Annotated in this window: 19 protein-coding genes; 2 read left to right on the top strand and 17 right to left on the bottom strand. The window is 36.2% G+C overall.

Going from position 1 to position 18,284, the window contains the following annotated elements; genetic code table 11:
* Window positions 1-8 precede the first annotated feature (8 nt).
* From dnaJ to gpr, 8 genes are all read right to left on the bottom strand, one after another.
* Window positions 9-1,136 (bottom strand): molecular chaperone DnaJ, encoded by a 1,128-nt coding sequence (dnaJ, locus tag BM260_RS16690; RefSeq protein ID WP_093538496.1) that lies wholly within the window; start codon window positions 1,134-1,136, stop codon window positions 9-11.
* 250 nt (window positions 1,137-1,386) lie between these two features.
* Window positions 1,387-3,213, bottom strand: coding sequence for a molecular chaperone DnaK (gene dnaK, locus BM260_RS16685; protein WP_093538495.1), 1,827 nt, complete (start codon window positions 3,211-3,213; stop codon window positions 1,387-1,389).
* A gap of 85 nt (window positions 3,214-3,298) precedes the next feature.
* Entirely contained in the window at window positions 3,299-3,841 is a 543-nt protein-coding gene (gene grpE, locus BM260_RS16680) for a nucleotide exchange factor GrpE (RefSeq protein ID WP_093538494.1), read from the bottom strand.
* Between the two features lie 15 nt (window positions 3,842-3,856).
* Window positions 3,857-4,894, bottom strand: coding sequence for a heat-inducible transcriptional repressor HrcA (gene hrcA, locus BM260_RS16675; protein ID WP_093538493.1), 1,038 nt, complete (start codon window positions 4,892-4,894; stop codon window positions 3,857-3,859).
* Between the two features lie 95 nt (window positions 4,895-4,989).
* On the bottom strand, window positions 4,990-6,123 hold the full coding sequence (hemW, locus tag BM260_RS16670; RefSeq protein ID WP_093538492.1) for a radical SAM family heme chaperone HemW: 1,134 nt from the start codon (window positions 6,121-6,123) through the stop codon (window positions 4,990-4,992).
* 66 nt (window positions 6,124-6,189) lie between these two features.
* The gene (lepA, locus tag BM260_RS16665; protein WP_093538491.1) at window positions 6,190-8,019 is read right to left on the bottom strand and encodes a translation elongation factor 4; all 1,830 of its coding nucleotides are present in this window, start codon (window positions 8,017-8,019) and stop codon (window positions 6,190-6,192) included.
* Window positions 8,020-8,080: 61 nt separating this feature from the next.
* Complete coding sequence (gene spoIIP, locus BM260_RS16660) at window positions 8,081-8,905, bottom strand: stage II sporulation protein P (protein ID WP_093538490.1); 825 nt, start codon at window positions 8,903-8,905, stop codon at window positions 8,081-8,083.
* Between the two features lie 54 nt (window positions 8,906-8,959).
* Window positions 8,960-9,976, bottom strand: coding sequence for a GPR endopeptidase (gene gpr / locus BM260_RS16655; protein ID WP_093538489.1), 1,017 nt, complete (start codon window positions 9,974-9,976; stop codon window positions 8,960-8,962).
* 148 nt (window positions 9,977-10,124) lie between these two features.
* Between gpr and rpsT the strand changes: the two genes are divergently transcribed.
* Window positions 10,125-10,373 (top strand): 30S ribosomal protein S20, encoded by a 249-nt coding sequence (rpsT, locus tag BM260_RS16650; RefSeq protein WP_093538488.1) that lies wholly within the window; start codon window positions 10,125-10,127, stop codon window positions 10,371-10,373.
* A 94-nt stretch (window positions 10,374-10,467) separates the two neighbouring features.
* On the opposite strand, the gene BM260_RS16645 is transcribed toward rpsT, so the two are convergent.
* From BM260_RS16645 to holA, 6 genes are all read right to left on the bottom strand, one after another.
* Window positions 10,468-10,902: a hypothetical protein gene (locus BM260_RS16645; RefSeq protein ID WP_093538487.1), complete on the bottom strand. Its 435-nt coding sequence runs from the start codon at window positions 10,900-10,902 to the stop codon at window positions 10,468-10,470.
* Between the two features lie 260 nt (window positions 10,903-11,162).
* A complete protein-coding gene (locus BM260_RS16640) occupies window positions 11,163-11,357 on the bottom strand; it encodes a hypothetical protein (RefSeq protein WP_093538486.1) in 195 nt (64 codons plus the stop codon).
* Window positions 11,347-11,544, bottom strand: coding sequence for a hypothetical protein (locus BM260_RS16635; protein WP_093538485.1), 198 nt, complete (start codon window positions 11,542-11,544; stop codon window positions 11,347-11,349). Before BM260_RS16635 ends, BM260_RS16640 begins: the two co-directional genes overlap by 11 nt.
* A gap of 72 nt (window positions 11,545-11,616) precedes the next feature.
* Window positions 11,617-12,147 (bottom strand): DUF4269 domain-containing protein, encoded by a 531-nt coding sequence (locus tag BM260_RS16630; protein WP_093538484.1) that lies wholly within the window; start codon window positions 12,145-12,147, stop codon window positions 11,617-11,619.
* 40 nt (window positions 12,148-12,187) lie between these two features.
* On the bottom strand, window positions 12,188-12,421 hold the full coding sequence (locus BM260_RS16625; RefSeq protein WP_093538483.1) for a DUF3953 domain-containing protein: 234 nt from the start codon (window positions 12,419-12,421) through the stop codon (window positions 12,188-12,190).
* A 52-nt stretch (window positions 12,422-12,473) separates the two neighbouring features.
* Complete coding sequence (gene holA / locus BM260_RS16620) at window positions 12,474-13,478, bottom strand: DNA polymerase III subunit delta (protein WP_093538482.1); 1,005 nt, start codon at window positions 13,476-13,478, stop codon at window positions 12,474-12,476.
* Between the two features lie 155 nt (window positions 13,479-13,633).
* On the opposite strand from holA, the gene BM260_RS16615 reads away from it, so the two are divergent.
* A complete protein-coding gene (locus BM260_RS16615; protein WP_090563866.1) occupies window positions 13,634-13,768 on the top strand; it encodes a YqzM family protein in 135 nt (44 codons plus the stop codon).
* Window positions 13,769-13,862: 94 nt separating this feature from the next.
* On the opposite strand, the gene BM260_RS16610 is transcribed toward BM260_RS16615, so the two are convergent.
* From BM260_RS16610 to BM260_RS18725, 3 genes are all read right to left on the bottom strand, one after another.
* A complete protein-coding gene (locus BM260_RS16610; protein ID WP_245762765.1) occupies window positions 13,863-15,953 on the bottom strand; it encodes a DNA internalization-related competence protein ComEC/Rec2 in 2,091 nt (696 codons plus the stop codon).
* Window positions 15,954-16,126: 173 nt separating this feature from the next.
* Window positions 16,127-16,708, bottom strand: coding sequence for a ComE operon protein 2 (locus BM260_RS16605; protein WP_093538481.1), 582 nt, complete (start codon window positions 16,706-16,708; stop codon window positions 16,127-16,129).
* A gap of 69 nt (window positions 16,709-16,777) precedes the next feature.
* Entirely contained in the window at window positions 16,778-17,203 is a 426-nt protein-coding gene (locus tag BM260_RS18725; protein WP_281249767.1) for a helix-hairpin-helix domain-containing protein, read from the bottom strand.
* Window positions 17,204-18,284: the final 1,081 nt, after the last annotated feature.

Raw genomic sequence — 18,284 nt, 5'->3', positions numbered from 1 at the left:
CAACTCCTTTATTCGCCTTTTAATGTCTTCTTGATCTTATCAAATAATGAACTGCCTTGCTCTTCTGGAATATCTCCACTGATTTCTGCAAATTCACGTAATAATTGTTTTTGTTTCTCTGTTAACTTTTTCGGCGTAATTACTTTTACTATTACATGTTGATCCCCAACACCGTAGCCATGAACATTTTTAACACCTTTTCCTTTTAAACGGAAATTGGCTTGTGATTGAGTTCCAGCTGGAATTTTAAGTTTTACTTTTCCTTGGACTGTCGGAACTTCAATTTCATCACCAAGAGCTGCTTGTGCATATGTCAAAGGTAGCTCGTAATAAATATCGTCGCCATCGCGTTCAAAACGTGGATCTGCTTTAACACGGAAAACGATATATAAATCGCCCGCTGGTCCACCATTTGCTCCAGGTTCACCTTGACCACTTACACGAAGCTGCTGCCCATCATCCACACCTGCTGGGATGGTAACTTTAATTTTTTTGCGTTTGTTAACTGCGCCTTTACCATGACATGTAGCACATTTATCTTTAATAATATTCCCTGTTCCTTGACAGTGATTACATGCGCGTTTAGTTTGAACGCGGCCAAATGGCGTATCTTGCGTTACATTTACTTGACCATGACCATTACAGTGTGAACATTTTTCTGGTTTTGTACCAGGTTTTGCACCTGAGCCAGAACATGTTTCACAGTTTTCTTCTTTAGATACTTCTATTTCTCTTTCTTTACCAAATACTGCTTCTTCAAACTCAATAGTCATGGAATATTGAAGATCATTCCCTTTTCTTGGAGCATTGGGATCACGTCTTCTTGAACCTCCGCCACCACCAAAGAATGAACTAAAGATATCTTCAAAACCAAACCCATCAGCACTACCGCCACCAAATCCACCAAATCCTTGGTTTGGACCTGCGTGACCAAATTGGTCGTAAGATGACCGTTTTTGTTCATCACTTAATACTTCGTATGCTTCGGAAATTTCTTTAAATTGGTCTTCCGCTCCAGCATCTTTGTTAATATCTGGGTGGAATTGTTTTGAAAGTTTACGATAAGCTTTTTTTATCTCGTCTTGAGTTGCGCTCTTAGATACACCAAGAACCTCATAATAATCACGTTTATTCATCTTTCACTCTCCTGCTCTGTTAACTTGCACATAGGAATAATTGTACCATGTACAAAATCCTAATAGCAAAACTTTGAAAATTTAATCATTCGGATCATGCCTGTTTCAACCTAAGAATATGACTTTAAAATCATATATGCTTAAATATCAACCTAATGAGAAATGAGACATTCCTGTTTTGCCTATACAGTAAGAAAAGCCAAAGCCGGAACCGGTCTTTGACTTTTTGCTTACCGACACTTCAACAATCTTACTTGTCTTTATCGTCGTTTACTTCTTCAAATTCTGCATCTACAACACCGTCATCAGTTGGACCAGCTTGTTCGCCATTAGCTGCAGCATCTGCTTGTGCTTGTTCATACAATTTCATCGTAAGTTGTTGTACAATTTCATTTAATTTATCTTTTTTCGTTTTGATGTCTTCTAAGTTTCCAGCTTCTAAAGCAGCTTTTAACTCTTCTTTAGCATCTTCAGCAGATTTTTTCTCTTCTTCTGACACTTTATCTTCTAAATCTTTCAATGTTTTTTCAGTCATGAACACTAATTGATCCGCTTCGTTTTTCACTTCAGCTTCTTCTTTACGTACTTTATCAGCATCTGCATTTGCTTCAGCTTCTTTTACCATACGCTCGATTTCTTCGTCAGAAAGGGAAGAATTCGATTGAATTGTAATATTTTGTTCTTTTTGAGTACCTAAGTCTTTTGCTTTAACATTTACAATACCATTTTTGTCGATATCGAAAGTTACTTCGATTTGTGGAACTCCACGTGGTGCTGGTGGAATATCTGCTAATTGGAAACGTCCAAGTGTTTTGTTATCTGCAGACATTGGGCGTTCACCTTGAAGTACATGAATATCAACGGCAGGTTGGTTATCTGCTGCAGTCGAGAATGTTTGTGATTTTGAAGTAGGGATTGTTGTATTACGTTCGATTAACTTAGTAAATACTCCACCCATTGTTTCAATACCTAAAGAAAGTGGTGTTACGTCAAGTAGTACAACGTCTTTTACATCACCAGTTAAAACTCCACCTTGTACAGCAGCACCCATTGCTACTACTTCATCAGGATTTACGCCTTTATGCGGCTCTTTTCCAGTTTCTTTTTTAATAGCGTCTTGTACAGCAGGAATACGAGTAGATCCACCAACAAGAATGATTTTATCGATTTGAGAAGCAGATAATCCAGCATCTTTCATCGCTTGACGAGTTGGTACCATTGTACGTTCAACTAAATGAGCAGTTAAATCGTCAAATTTCGCACGTGTCATCGTTACTTCTAAGTGAAGCGGTCCAGCTTCTCCTGCAGTGATGAAAGGAAGAGAGATTTGAGTTGATGTTACACCCGATAAATCTTTTTTCGCTTTTTCAGCAGCATCTTTTAGACGTTGTACTGCCATTTTGTCTTTAGACAAGTCGATACCATTATCTTTTTTGAATTCTTGTACTAGGTAATCCATTAATACTTGGTCAAAATCATCCCCACCAAGACGGTTATCCCCTGCAGTAGCAAGTACTTCGAATACGCCATCGCCAAGCTCAAGGATAGATACGTCAAATGTACCGCCACCTAGATCGTATACTAGGATTTTCTCGTCATGATCCATTTTATCTAAACCGTATGCAAGTGCAGCAGCAGTAGGTTCGTTAATAATACGTTCTACTTCCAGTCCAGCAATACGACCAGCGTCTTTAGTTGCTTGACGCTCTGCATCATTAAAGTAAGCAGGAACTGTAATTACAGCTTTCGTTACTTTTTCACCTAAGTATTCTTCTGCAAATCCTTTTAAATATTGAAGAATCATTGCTGATACTTCTTGTGGAGTGTAATCTTTTCCTTCAGCTGAAACTTTTTCGTTCGTACCCATTAAACGCTTAACTGAAGCGATTGTATTAGGGTTAGTGATAGATTGGCGTTTTGCAACTTCCCCAACTTGTTTTTCACCATTTTTAAAAGCAACAACAGATGGAGTCGTACGGTTACCTTCTGGATTCGGAATTACTTTTGGTTCTCCACCTTCTAATACAGATACACATGAGTTTGTTGTTCCTAAGTCAATACCAATAATTTTAGACATTTAATTTTCCTCCTAATATATAACTAGCTATTCTTTTTTGGGTATTCCAATCAATTTCATAAAAATAAGTAATGATGAAAATGATTTATTCGTTTACTTTGACCATGGAAGGTCTTAATACTCGGTCTTTTAACTTGTACCCTTTTTGCAGCTCTTGAAGCACTACTCCGGATTCTTTTGAATCATCTTGCTCTTGCATAACAGCTTGGTGGAAGTTCGGATCGAATGCTACACCTTCTGCTTCGATTGCTTCCAAACCTTCTTTTTTAACTGCTTCTAGAAGAGTACGGTAAACCATATCTACTCCTTTAACTAAAGAAGCTGCTTCTTCAGAAGTCGTTTCAACTGCAAGTGCACGTTCAAAATTATCAAGCACAGGCAGAATATCCGTTAAAACGGATTGAGCACGGTATTTATAATCCGCTGCTTTGTCTAATTGTACCCGACGCTTGTAATTCTCAAAGTCCGCTCTAAGACGAATAAGCTTATCTTGTTCTTCTTCGATTTGCTGTTTAGCCAGAGTTAGTTCATCTACTTCTTCCACAACTTCTTTCGGCTGTTCAGACTCTTCTTGAATAGTTTCTTTTACTTCTTGCTCTTCTAAGTTTTCATCTTTGATTTCTGACATTGTTCGGAACTCTCCTTATCCTTGATGTCCATGTAATATTTTCGATAATTCTCTAGATAAATCACTACTCATGACATCTAGTAATGACACGACTCTCCTATAATCCATTCGAGTCGGACCAATAATCGCTATCGAACCCACTTGCTCTTCACCAATACCATATGAGGCAGTAATAACACTACATCCCTCCATGGCAAGATCATTGTTTTCTGATCCAATGCGAATTTGAATTCCCTTTTTATCCAAATGGAAAATACCTGGAATTTGGTTTACATGATCCATCCAATTCATAATACTCCGTGCTTTTTCTACATCATTAAATTCTGGTTGGTTCAATATTTGTAACTTCCCACCATAATACACCTTGTCTTCATGCTCAATAGTCATCGCTTGGTTAAGCGATCCAAAAAGATGATTCAGACGACCGTTATTTTGTTGCAACACATTTAGCGTTACCGCCTCTAGCATTGCAGGGAGTTCATGCAAATATACCCCTACTAGACGTTCGTTGATCAGATTGATCATACGTTCGATATCAGATGCCTGAAAATTTTCAGGGATAGAAAATAGTCGATTCTCTACATGACCACTGTCTGTAACAATTATCGCTACAGCAGAATCACTGGAAAGTGGTACAATCGAAAATCGTTTAACACGATGTTTTCTCACATCTAAGCCTAACATAATAGAGGTATAATTCGTTAGTTCCGATATAATTTCAGCGGATTTGCGAATTATTTGCTCCGTCTCCACCTTTCGTTCCTCAAAGATAGAACGAATTTGTTTTATCTCGCTTTGCGAAATTCTTTGTGGAGTTAACATATTATCGACATTATAACGGTATCCCTTTTGTGAAGGCACACGACCAGACGAAGTATGTGTTTTTTCTAAAAAGCCCATTTCTTCTAAATCTGCCATTTCATTTCGAATAGTAGCAGGACTAAATGGTACTTCCTCCTTTTTCGAAAGCTGACGAGATCCAACTGGTTGAGCGGTATCGATAAAATCATCTACCGTTACTTGCAATATTAATAATTGCCTGTTTGTTAGCATGATTATCACCTCTGTTAGCACTCGTTCAAAGAGAGTGCTAATACTCATATAAAACTTATCAAATCTACAGAAAACTGTCAACGATTTAGCTTTAATTATTTCAAGAAATATTGAAACACTTCATTTCCCATAAACCTTCCACGGGAAGTCAGTCTTACAAAATTATCTTCCAGAACTAATAATTCCCTCTGAAGTAGCTCATCTAGTTCTTTTCCGTAAACATCACGAAGGGTTAGACCATATCTTTCCTCAAATTTAGCAAGTGATACACCCTCATTCTTACGTAAACCAAGAAACATTTCTTCTTCCATTTTTTCCACGTTTGTCACTTCTTTTTGCATCATAAGAGGTTGTTCCCCTGTTTCGATTGTCTGCATGTATTTTTTTATTGGTCCATGATTGGAGTATCTCTTACCATTCACATATCCATGAGCACCAGCACCTAAACCGATATATTCATCATTATTCCAGTAAAGTAAATTATGTTTTGATTCTTTTCCTACATATGCGAAATTACTTATCTCATATTGAATATAACCATGACTTTGCATTTCCTCTAAAAGATAACCATACATCTCCGCTTCTAAGTCTTCTCCTGGAAGAGAAAGTTTCCCTTTGGATAGTAGATTATAAAAGATTGTTTTTGGCTCAACTAACAATGAATAAGCCGAAATATGTGGAATTTTTAAGCGGAATGCTTCCTGCAAGGATGCTTTCCATTGATCCATCGTTTGGTTTGGAAGTCCATACATCAAATCTATACTTATCGAAGGGAAATCAGTTTGTTTGGCATGATTAATCACTTCATAGACATGATCATTCGAATGGGTTCTTCCTAATACTTTTAAAAGGTCCTGATCAAAGGTTTGGACTCCCATACTTAACCGGTTCACACCGAATTCGCGCATCTTTTGCATTTTATCAAGTGTCAGCTCATCTGGATTAGCTTCCGATGAGAATTCTGTGACATGCTCCATTGGTATATATGTGGTAATCAGCTCTAATAATCGATCTAATTGGTCTACTGATAAAGAAGTTGGAGTACCACCTCCAATAAATATCGTTTCAATTTCTGCTTTTTGTAAATCATTTGCCCACAATGCCATTTCTTTTCCAAGTGATTCAATATATTCATCTACCGGTTGGTTATGAAAGAAAAATTTATTGAAATCACAGTAATTACAAATTTGATGACAGAAAGGAATATGTATATATACGCCTCGTACCATAACTATCCCTACTTTCTTCTTCCATATAGGAAAAAGGAGGCTGCTAGTGCCTCCCCCTTCGTTTTATTATTTATTTGGCTCGTCCATTTTCAGAACAGCCATGAAAGCTTCTTGTGGAACTTCCACAGAACCTACTTGTTTCATCCGTTTTTTACCTTGTTTTTGTTTATCTAGAAGTTTTCGTTTACGAGAGATATCGCCACCGTAACATTTAGCTAAAACGTTTTTACCGATTGACTTAATAGTGGAACGAGCAACAATTTTTTGCCCGACAGCTGCTTGTACTGGAACTTCAAATTGTTGTCTCGGTATTAATGCTTTAAGTTTTTCGACTATAAGCTTACCGCGTTCATAGGAGAAGTCACTATGAACGATAAAACTAAGTGCATCTACTTTTTCGCTGTTTAGTAAAATGTCCATTTTAACTAATTTGGATTCTTTATAGCCTATTAAATCATAGTCAAAAGAAGCATATCCTTTTGTACTTGATTTTAATGCATCAAAGAAGTCATACACAATTTCTGATAGTGGAATTTCATAAATAATATTCACTCGAGCTTTAGATAAAAAGTCCATAGTTACAAAGTTCCCACGTTTGCGTTGACACAGTTCCATAACGGAACCAACATATTCTTCTGGGACCATAATAGATGCTTTAACATATGGCTCTTCAATTTTATCTACTTTTTGTGATTCTGGCATCATGGAAGGATTGTCCACTTTTAGGATTTCTCCATTCGTAAGTTTCACATCATAGATAACACTTGGAGCAGTAGTTATTAGATCAATATTGAATTCACGTTCAATACGTTCTTGAATGATTTCCATATGTAGGAGACCTAAGAAACCACAGCGATATCCAAAACCTAATGCTTGGGAAGTCTCTGGCTCAAATTCAAGTGCGGAGTCATTCAATTGTAATTTTTCTAAAGCATCACGTAAGTCAACATATTTTGTATTATCGATTGGATACAACCCACAGAATACCATAGGATTCATCTTTTTATATCCAGCCAAAGCTTCAGTAGCAGGGTTGTCAGCTAATGTAATCGTATCCCCAACACTTGAGTCCCCTACATTTTTCATAGAAGCTGTTAAGAAACCAACATCTCCAACAGTCAGTTCAGAACGTTGTGTTGTTTTAGGTGTAAATACACCCGTTTCTACGACATCAAATTCTTTACCTGATGACATCATTTTAATCTTGTCACCTGGTTTTACTGTTCCATCAATGATACGGATATATACGATAACTCCACGATAAGGATCGAATAAGGAGTCAAATATTAATGCTTTTAATGGTGCATTTGGATCTCCAGTTGGAGCAGGCACTTTTTCTACAATTTGTTCCAGAATTTCTTCAATACCAATTCCTGCTTTTGCGGAAGCTAATACCGCTTCGGAAGCATCCAGACCAATGACATCCTCCACTTCGCCTCTCACACGTTCGGGGTCAGCTGCTGGAAGGTCGATTTTGTTAATAACAGGAAGGATTTCCAAGTCGTTATCTAAAGCCAAATAAACATTTGCAAGTGTTTGTGCTTCAATCCCTTGTGCTGCATCTACAACTAAAATAGCTCCTTCACATGCTGCTAAGCTACGAGACACCTCATAAGTGAAATCGACATGTCCAGGGGTATCAATAAGATGGAAGATATACTCTTCGCCGTCTTTTGCATTATAAGTCAATTGAATAGCATTCAATTTAATGGTAATCCCGCGTTCTCGTTCTAGATCCATTGAATCGAGTAATTGATTTTGCATTTCTCGAGATGTTACAGTTTGTGTTTTTTCTAATATACGATCCGCAAGGGTAGATTTCCCATGATCGATATGGGCTATAATCGAAAAGTTACGTATTTTTTTCTGTCGTGCCAGTCTCTCATCATTATTCATGCTTGTTCACTCCTAATTAAACTATAATGAATTATAGCAGTGAACAAGCGATTCATCAATGTTAGGATGTAATTTGTTGATGAAAAAGATTTGAAACAGCTTTTGCCAAAATAGCAATCGTTCTATTTACTTCCACTTCTGTACTATCGATTCCGCCTAATTCTATTAAAATAGCATTCTTCGATAAATCCTGGTTATATACACCATTTACACCTTTTCCAGATTTCACTACTACACCTCTAGAAATCCCTGGGACTAATTTATTTAATTGGATAGAAAGATTATTAGCTAGCTGTTCATTCCATTTGTGGTTGGCATGTTCTCCACCAACTACAATATATATCTTTGCATAACTCTCATCCCCAACTTGAAGAGTAGCTATGTCTGCCTTAACTGCATCTCGATGAAGGTCTAAGACAATATCATACTCATCATGCGCCAATGCTTCCTGAACAAAAGGCCGTATCGAATTATACTGCCTCGCATCTCCTGTAGTCTCAGGCCCCAATATGTCCGTTTCTAATTGATGAAATGCAAATTGAGAAGTTATCTGCTCTTGAAAAGAAGTAATATTGTTTTCCGGATGATAAGTTGCAATTTTGTCACCTTTAGCAGCTAGCATGGGCTTAAAGGCTTCTTGAGAATGGGTAAAATAGACAAAAGCTTTTTTGGGTTCCAAAATTTCGGAAACAGCAGCAGTTTTTGTATCTAACTGTGCAGCATATACAACCGCTGTTTTACTTTCTTCTTTCGGGGGTGCTTCTTGTTCTGTTGCTGTCTGAAGCTTTTGTTGCGGAAAAAGAGGCGTTTGGACGGTTGCAATAATAATAGGTGCTAAAAATAAAAGTAATAAAATGCTAACTACATTCTTTAAGGACTTAGCCATAATTTCCACTCTCCTCACACAATCGTATGAAGAGAGCAGTAATTTTAGAACAATTTATCTTGTTGTTATCCAACTTTCTATGCCATTTGAAAGTAAATATGCATAGTGTTCCACCCATGCATCCGTCTCTTTAGGGGTTACGAACAAAGATGGATTCTTACCAACAAATACTTCCTCAAATAATTGTCTTTTTTCATCTGTAGACCACGTAACCCATTCTCCAAAAATCGGCTGTAGTACAGATTTATCTATGGATGGTTTTTTGCTAGACACCATTGGAGTAACTGCTAATGCAGCAGAGGGACTCCCTTTTTCCTCCACCTTTGAGGCAATATAATGAATTACCTGCTCCATTGCATCTGCATATAAAACCGGTCCATCTACAACCATTGGAATCCCAATAGCTGTGACAGGAACACCATATACCTCTTCTGAAATCTCTTTTCGTTGGTTACCAACACCTGATCCTGGATGTATCCCTGTATTCGTCAGCTGAATCGTTTTGCATAAGCGTTCGCTATTCCTAGCTGCTAAAGCATCTAATACAATGATTAAATCTGGTTTATATGCTTTACTAATCGCTTCGACAAAATCACTCGTTTCAAATCCGGTTTGTCCTGTTACTCCTGGTGCATACATTACCACCTTTATCTTCTCTGTATTTTGAGTCAAAGAAGAACCTTGCAAATACTCTATTGCCTTCGGACCAATTGCGTCAGGCGTAATAGTTGCATTACCTAGTCCTATGATTAATATTCTGGAATCCTTCGAAAGATTTAAATCTTGATGCATTTCTTTAAGCTTTTGAATAAATATTTTTTCTATTGGCTTAAAGCTATCTTCCTCATCTGGACTCACCGTCAAATCTGTTAAAGTAATGTACTTACCCTTCTTCTTTCCTAGTTTCTTTTCTCCCTCTTCATTTACCTCAATGGATGTAATAAGTACTGCTCCCTCTCGATTTTCGTCGAATGAAATGCCCTCGGAGTTTTTTAATGTGTTTTTTTCGCCACCAGTTCGATGCTTTACCATTTCATCCGATTCGTCTAATAAATCAGTTCTTCCCCACATATAATCACCTCTTTTTTAGTGTGGTCGAAGTGTCAAGTAAATATTCTTTGCATTTATATATTGCAATTTGTTTTTGTGTTTGTTAAAATAATGCTTGTTGTATTAGAAAGAAATGTATCATCTCAGACCTATTTAGGAGGTGAAAGGTATGCCGAACATTAAATCCGCTATTAAACGTGTTAAGACAAATGAGAGATTAAACACTCAAAACGCAAAAGCAAAATCAGCAATGCGTACTGCTGTAAAAAAAGCTGATACTGCCGCTCTTAATAACGAAGAAAACGCACAAGATCTTATTAAAACTGCAATTCAACAACTTGAAAAAGCAGCTTCTAAAGGATTAATTCATAAAAACGTAGCTTCTCGTAAGAAGTCTCAATTAATGAAAAAAGCGTAATAAAAAAAAGACTATCCGATTTTTTGGGATAGTCTTTATTTTTTATTCCAAAGATTTTAATAGAATAAGATCTGATATTGTGAAGTGGGCGATGTTATTCCCCTCCACCTCCACCACAATCCCCTCCACTACCGCTATCTCCGTGAAAACTAGCGCTACTACCGCTACTAAAACCTACATTTCCACAATCCCCATTTCCTCCACCATAGTAACTCCATGCGTAGGTGCTTGCTGATACGGTAACAGGTCTCTTCTCTCCATAATGGGATTTTGGCTTCATCTTTGTAATTTCAAATAATGAGGGTAAAATACCGCCACCTATTAGTGACGAAATAAGGAAACTTGCTGTACTAAAATCTGTTGCTACTAATATAAATACTGTAAAGGTAGCCATGAGGCCAATGATGAGTATGAATTTAATCACTTCGAAGCTAAAACCCAGTTTAAATACTAAATAGATGAGATGGGCTATTTTATATACAACGGTAATAGCAATAGCTGCAAAAATCACCATAAATACAATATTCATCTTTATCCCTCCCAATCGTAAATTTATATATAATTGTACTAATTTACGTTAGAATATTCAAAAAGTTTCATAATTGCTTTCCTATTATAAGTATTTTGGGGATACTCATTCTTTTTCATGCTGAAAGGGTGTGTGCTTCATTAATTTTTGACGTAAAAAAAGAAACCATTTTCAAATCCAAATGGTTTCTCATTCTCAAATACAGCTAAACCTACAAATTCATAAGAGGTAGCTTCACTAAAGTATACATATTTTATAGTTCACTTTAGCAACGGTTTGCTTAACAAAGACTTTTTCCAAATAATTGTTGCCATTAGAAGCAAAATACCAACCATTGCTCCAATAAGTTGATCTAATAAAAGTTCTCCAGCTCTAAAATAACGAATTGTAAAAGTGCCTCCAAAAATAACAATAATCGTGCTAGCTAATTGAATAAAATAAGTATTAATTTTCATATTTATTCCTCTTTGAATCCATAACAGGTTTTCTACTTAAACCAAATACGGTGGCAGAAAAGATAAAAATAGCAGTACATAACCACATTGTAATTCCATTCAGTTGTCCATCAAAAAGAGTGATATTCGTCAAAATTATTATTTGCATCAAACATACTGAAATGAATAATACTAAGGTATATTTCATTTATATCCCCTCCTTAACTTTTATACGATTGAAAAGAGAATAAGTTACATTTTTATCTAATTCATCCATTACTTAAATAATTTCCAAACGTCTTCCATACTGTAACAAACTCTCATATGGGTCTCCATCTAAATCAAAAATTTCACAAAAAGCAGGCTCTGTTTTCATACCTTCTTTTTTTAATCGTATTACTTCAGCTCTAATGTAGGGGAATTGTTCCAATAAAGCATTTTCAATTATCATATGTAGAAAAGCGTACTGTTTTTTTATGGGCTGCGATTGAGCGAATAATTCAAATTCAAACCCGCCAAATACAAATTTTGCTTTAACTACTGGGACCCCTCTGATTATTAGCCTTTTTAAAAAGAATTTTTCTTTACCTCCATACAATGTTTCAATCCTTTTCTCATACAGCAATAAATCAGAGACATCCATTATAATATCTAAATCAGAACCTACTATATCAATTCCAATGGGAAATGTACCACAGAGTGTTGGGTTATATTCCCTTAAGTCAGCCATTATTTCTAAATTACTAATAGCATTATAAGCATTAATTTGTTTTTCATTTCCTAATTGTAAGTAATCTATTGTATCGAACATTTTAGGTCCCCCAAAAATAATTTTAGAGTCTTTTTTTCCATTAATTCAATAAAAACCCCTGTATGGAAACAAAGAAAATAAATATAGAAACCGCCATGAACATGTACCCTTCAAATCTTTTTCTGTCTTTCTGAAATTCAGATAAACCTGAGAGCAGCATAAACGCACCTAAGAAGAACATCATAAAAGGCAGTGACTCGAAATTTTTACTTAATAGACCGTAACTTGAAAAAACAATAATAATTAATGCTAATATAAATTTAGTTATTTTCATCAATTATTCCCCCTATTAACAGTTATGGAATCTCTTTCATCTATAAATTTCTCTATTTCAACAAAAACATCTCTAAGATGCGATCACGGTTTATATTGAGTGTCTTTAATTGCAAATCGACTGTTGCTAGATCATTCAGTGTTTGCAATAGTTTTTGTTCATTATGAAGCATAGGGTGATCTATTAATAACTTCACTCGATATGGATGTACTTTCAACTGATTGGCAATCTGCTGTGCATGATAGCCTTTTTTCTTTAAATGACTAACTTGCACCATTAATCTAACTTGCGTTGCTATTAATGCATTTAGTTTCAATGGGTCTTCTTTTCGCTTTAATAAATCGTGATAAATTTCAATCGCAACACTCTTATTGCCCGAAAGATATGCATTTCCTAGTGTAAAAACATCCTGCTCTAATGTCCGAACTAAAAGCTTCTTGATAGTATCCACATCAATTTCTGGCTCTTCACCAACATATGTAGCTATTTTTGTTAGCTCCGTTTGCAGATGTACAAGATCGGTTCCTCCAAGTTCAATTAGGCAATCTATCGCCCCATCAGACATCGTTTTCCCATGGGAAGAAAGTTCATGTAAAATCCACCCTTTTAAGTCATGAACCTGTAAACTAGCTGACTCTATTACATTTGCCGCTTGCTTCATTGCCTTGGTGATTTTCTTGCGTTCATCTAGTTTCTCATATGGTGCTATAAAAACGGTTATTGCCGATGGTGAAGGTGATTTAAGCCACTCTTCTAGACTCAATGTGTCATGAGCTATTTTTTCTTTTCCTTTTTCCGTTGCTTTTAAGAAGAAAGCATTTTTGGCAATTACAAGTTTCTTATCTGAAAAGAAAGGAATAGTATCCGCCTCATACATCACCTCGTCTACTTTGCTTTCCTCCATATCAAAAGTGATCACTTCTAATTCGCCTTGGTCACTTAATTGTCTTTTAATTCTTTTTAAAGTTTCTTCGATAAAATACGCTTCTATCCCGTATAATAAATACACAGAAGAAATGTTATTATTGGATATTTGCATCCACTTTTCTGAAATCATATTAAGTGCTCCCTGCTATGTATAGTTAAATTTCATTATATCGTAAATACATGGATAAATTGTGACATTATGTGCCTAACTAGAAAAAGAAAAGTTTGTTTATAGATTTTTCATAGGCAATCCTTTATAATAAGGTGGAAATAGGAGGGGTAACAATGAATGAATTTGAACAAAATGTCCAGTCGAAACGTAACGACGCGATCGATTCTGGTGTAGGTTTTGTAGTCTCCTTTGGTTTTTTTGCAATCATGTTTGTTATTGCAACAGTTATTGAGTTCGTAGCTCGATAAAGTAAACTTCAATTAGTGAGATATTCTTCAATCATCCTGATTGAAAATGAAAAGGGTTTTGCCTTGTGAAGGTAAAACCCTTTTTTCGTTTACTTTATGGAATCATAACAGACATGTCTCCACTTTTATTAATTTTGACTTCGATTGTACCGTTCGTTCCCGTCTGTAAATAGGGAATATCTAATTTTCTTAATCGCTCCACTACTTCCGGATGAGGGTGACCATATCGATTCTCAAATCCAGCTTGGATAATCGCTACATCTGGTTGTACTAATGTCAAAAACTGTTCAATACTAGATGTTTTACTGCCGTGATGCCCCACTTTTAAGACATCCATTTGGTGTAATACATGTGAATAATACTCCACCAAATCCAACTCACCTTGTTCCTCTAAATCACCAATGAATAATCCATGAAAGTAATTATTTCTCATAGAAAGCACAAGGGAGTCATTATTTCCTTCATATATTTCATCCATTGGATATAAATATTGAAAGTGAAAATAATCTGAAACGATAATATCTCCTGCTTTCTTTTCGTATACCGGGATTCCTCGTTTCTCAATTTCCATCCACAAATCATTCATCACTTCTTTCTCCCCAGATCCCGGTGTAATATGAATTTCTTTAATTACTACTCCCCTCAATACTTCTTCTGCACCTTCCATATGGTCAGCATCTGCATGCGTAATAATTAACGTATCGATAGTATTGATCCCTTTTCCTTTTAAAAAAGGTAATACAACCTGCCGACCAATTTCATATGGTTCATTTGTTTGCTTCCAACTTTCTTGATCAAACCTTAATAATCCCCCAGTATCAATCATAATTATTTGTTTTCGAAAAGGCATTTCAATGAGTATACAGTCACCTTGTCCGACATTTACAAAAGAAATTCTTGTAGAGGAATCGAAATAAGGTGAAATCTGAATAAATCCTATAACGAATAAGAATAAGATGATGCTTATAAACCTACTCTTTTTTCTTTCTAAAGAAACAAGTAAAAAACAAACGCTTAAATATGCTATTAATATAATTTCAACAGCAGGATTAGCCGGATTCCACATCTGGTATGGTAGAGTACCTAACTTCAAAATGAAGATATCTAGCATCCCTCTAACAGGTTCATAGAAAAGAAATAATACTTCTGTGATGGACGGTAAAATAAAGGTTAGCAATAGAATCAAAAGATTGAGGGGTAAAATGACAAAAGAAAATAACGGAACAAAAACTAAATTTGCGAGAAATGAAGAAATAGAAATTTCATAAAAGTGATAAAGAAGAATGGGATATACGATGAGTTGGCAAACTGCAGTAATAATAAAGGATTGAAATAAATAGTAATGACTTGATTTCAATAATATGGAGGAGAAAATAAGGGAAAAAGCGGCTAAATAGGAGAGTTGAAAACCAATTTGGAATATAATCCAAGGTGTTAAAAAAACAAATCCGATAATACTTAGTGAAAAAGCATCATCTATAGCTATTTTTCTTTGTAAAAGCATTGAAATCAGTACGATTTCTGTCACCGAAACGGATCTCCAAACGGAAGGAGCTCCACCTGCCAGCAAAGCATATAAAGGTAAAGTAATTATAAGCAACCAGTTCGCTGTTTCTCTCCTTACACCCAAACGAATCATCATTTCATAGATTAACCAAACGATTAACGCCACATGGAGACCTGAAATAGCGAATAAATGGGTTATACCGAGCGTCTCATAGGCTGTTTGCATATCAGTGGACATCTGCTCCCTACTTCCTATTAGAAGCGCTTCAGCCTCTGCTTGGAGGGATATTGGGAAGTGTTCCTGGATATGTTGTTTCATTTTAAAACGTTGCCCTGCCATAAACGTTATAAAACCCGATTTCTGTTCAAGTAGTTCGTATTGAGATATCTGAAGTTGTCCAACAGAACCATTACTTTTTAAATAACTTTCCATATCAAATGCATATTTATGTGCCTTAGGCCTATTAGGAGTTTCTTCTGTCACAACATTCATAGTCAAACCGGCAAGCGAATGTCTTTGGAAGGCTTCCTTATGTTGCTCACTTTCAAGTTTTAATTGAACATACCACTTATCCTTGTTCTCCGATATAGCAAAACCCCTCATAGTGCTCCCATTGATGCGATAAGTATCAGTCCATGTAATTTCAGTGACTCTTTGCTCAGATGGAAGAACAGGCATCCTATCCTCCGTCCAAAAAAAGCAACCGACTCCAACGCTTAAAGCAATGACTATTAAAGATATCCGAAACTTTTTATATAAAAGCAGAAGTAGAATTATAATCAGGAATAAAAGGATAAGGGTAGATTCATATGCAGCTATTACACCGATTATAGCTGTTATTGCAATATATATTAAATTCCCACGGAAGTTGTTAATCCAAATAGGTCAGCCACCTTCTTTTCATACGGTTCCATTTCTTCACTACTGGCTCCTTTTTCTCTTAGCTTTGAAATCAGCTCTGCGTAAAGCGCAACTTTTTCATCACTTAGAAAGTCTATCTTTCTTTCATCAAAAGGCACATAGATAACCTCGACTCCAGCTTTGTTTAATAATTCAATGGCATAGGTGTTGTTTTTATAATCTTGAGCATAGTAGAGACGACTAATACCAGATTGAATAATCGATTTTGTGCATGGAAGACATGGAAAATGAGTGACATATAAGTCTGCGCCACTTACTGTAATCCCATACTTAGCGCATTGTAAAAGAGCATTCATCTCTGCATGTATCGTTCGAACACAATGGTTATCTACAACATAACATCCATGATCAATACAATGGTCGCCACCAGAAATAGATCCATTGTATCCTCCAGCCATAATACGGCGGTCACGAACAATCGTTGCACCAACAGCAAGACGTGTACATGTGCTTCTTAGTGCAAGTAAATGGCTCTGAGCCATGAAAAATTGATCCCAAGTAATTCTCTCCATATAACTACCCCCAAAATAATATTTCTTTAAGTGTAGTAGTTTGTGTAAGAAACATCAATAATGCATTTATTATTTTACCGTTATTAATGGTTCGAGTTTCTCAAATGTCTTTTGTCCAATACCTGTCACTTTCGTCAAATCTTGTTTGTCCTTGAAGGCTCCAGACTGCTCCCGATGAGCAATAATAGCCTCCGCCTTAGCAACGCCAATACCAGGTAAAGTAGTCAGAACTGTGGCATCTGCATTATTTATGTTCACTAATGATGACTGTGAACTACCGTTAGTAGCTAAAGGTGATTCTTCTACTTCTTCGCCTTCTTTTGGAATATAAATAACCATTTCATCTTTTACACGCTCCGCATGATTGATATGTTTGGGATTACTAGACTCTATGTAACCTCCAGCCATTTCAATCGCCTTTAACACACGGTCTCCTTCAGAAAGCTCATAGACTCCTGGCTTCATCACAGCACCTTTTACTTCTACGAATACAATGGGGTCTTCTACATATTCAATTGTTTCTTCTACAGTAAGATTTTCTTTTAATGGGATAGTTGGAATGGAATCGGCTTGGGGGGTTGCCGATTTTAAAAAGGATTGAATACTGATAAACAGTATTATTCCTATAACTACTACTGGGAGTAATAGCTTTTTCTTATATTTTTGGATGAATAGTTGGAGCAGATTTATCAGCCTCTTTCATAAGAGGTAATTATATGGAGTTAAGAAGACTATACTAAATTTACCTCTAGTTGAAAAGAGTTATTTTTATGGAAAAAAATAATCGAAATAAAACAATAAAAATAAATAGATATCGAGCGGGTAATCTAGTTGTCCCATCAATAATCCACCGCTTATTTCCGTTACAATACACTTTCATGCTTTGGAGGTAGAGCAACGACGCAGATACAGGTGAATAAAAAAACTGGATAAAAAGACGCCCGAACTTCTAAAAATAGAAACGTAGATATGCCGTTGATTTCCGCTCCCAGTGGACACTTTCCGTGGGCACGGGAGTCGCCGCTCTGCACTCTAATCAACTAGATTCACTTTATATATTTGGATAATTGGATATAAAACCACGTAAATGTAGGTGCATTAAATTAAAATAAGTAATGATGAAAAGGACTCATAAATAAGAACTTGTACCTCTTCTTTCATTCTAAAATAGTATTCCTGATCGGGCAGATGGTTTTATCCTTTTTAACTTAGACTGCTATTATCTTCGAAGCGAGAGGCTATGTTTTCTCTTATGGTTTAGTACTACTCATTATATTGATTGGAGCGCAAAGGCGCCGACTCCGGCAGGGTAGCTTGAGCTGAAGACCCGCAGGAACGTAGTGACGAGGAGGCTGAAGCCAAGCCCGCGGAAAGTGACCACCTGAGGCCGAAATCAGTAGTATTTCTCATTCTTTCAAGCTCTATAAAACCAGTGTTTACAAGACGCTTTTATTTATTTCCTTAAAAAAAAGAGCCTGATATGAAGTGACCCCTAAAAGTTAGACACGGTTATTTCATTAAGCAACTTGGTAAAAATGGGTTCGGTATTGCACCGGACTCATTTTTAATTTTGCCT

Origin of the sequence: Psychrobacillus psychrotolerans (genome assembly GCF_900115805.1) — a bacterium.
Lineage (GTDB): Bacteria > Bacillota > Bacilli > Bacillales_A > Planococcaceae > Psychrobacillus > Psychrobacillus psychrotolerans.
This window is presented reverse-complemented; position numbering and strand designations above follow the sequence as displayed.

Coding starts and splice junctions, on each gene's coding strand:
- BM260_RS16610 (WP_245762765.1), bottom strand. CDS start 15,953: ATGCCTGTTCTTCCATCTGAGCAAAGAGTCACTGAAATTACATGGACT.
- BM260_RS16615 (WP_090563866.1), top strand. CDS start 13,634: ATGAATGAATTTGAACAAAATGTCCAGTCGAAACGTAACGACGCGATC.
- BM260_RS16630 (WP_093538484.1), bottom strand. CDS start 12,147: ATGTTCGATACAATAGATTACTTACAATTAGGAAATGAAAAACAAATT.
- lepA (WP_093538491.1), bottom strand. CDS start 8,019: ATGAATAATGATGAGAGACTGGCACGACAGAAAAAAATACGTAACTTT.
- BM260_RS16645 (WP_093538487.1), bottom strand. CDS start 10,902: ATGAATATTGTATTTATGGTGATTTTTGCAGCTATTGCTATTACCGTT.
- BM260_RS16640 (WP_093538486.1), bottom strand. CDS start 11,357: ATGAAAATTAATACTTATTTTATTCAATTAGCTAGCACGATTATTGTT.
- gpr (WP_093538489.1), bottom strand. CDS start 9,976: ATGTGGGGAAGAACTGATTTATTAGACGAATCGGATGAAATGGTAAAG.
- hemW (WP_093538492.1), bottom strand. CDS start 6,123: ATGGTACGAGGCGTATATATACATATTCCTTTCTGTCATCAAATTTGT.
- BM260_RS16635 (WP_093538485.1), bottom strand. CDS start 11,544: ATGAAATATACCTTAGTATTATTCATTTCAGTATGTTTGATGCAAATA.
- BM260_RS16605 (WP_093538481.1), bottom strand. CDS start 16,708: ATGGAGAGAATTACTTGGGATCAATTTTTCATGGCTCAGAGCCATTTA.
- dnaJ (WP_093538496.1), bottom strand. CDS start 1,136: ATGAATAAACGTGATTATTATGAGGTTCTTGGTGTATCTAAGAGCGCA.
- dnaK (WP_093538495.1), bottom strand. CDS start 3,213: ATGTCTAAAATTATTGGTATTGACTTAGGAACAACAAACTCATGTGTA.
- grpE (WP_093538494.1), bottom strand. CDS start 3,841: ATGTCAGAAATCAAAGATGAAAACTTAGAAGAGCAAGAAGTAAAAGAA.
- holA (WP_093538482.1), bottom strand. CDS start 13,478: ATGATTTCAGAAAAGTGGATGCAAATATCCAATAATAACATTTCTTCT.
- hrcA (WP_093538493.1), bottom strand. CDS start 4,894: ATGCTAACAAACAGGCAATTATTAATATTGCAAGTAACGGTAGATGAT.
- BM260_RS16625 (WP_093538483.1), bottom strand. CDS start 12,421: ATGAAAATAACTAAATTTATATTAGCATTAATTATTATTGTTTTTTCA.
- rpsT (WP_093538488.1), top strand. CDS start 10,125: ATGCCGAACATTAAATCCGCTATTAAACGTGTTAAGACAAATGAGAGA.
- spoIIP (WP_093538490.1), bottom strand. CDS start 8,905: ATGGCTAAGTCCTTAAAGAATGTAGTTAGCATTTTATTACTTTTATTT.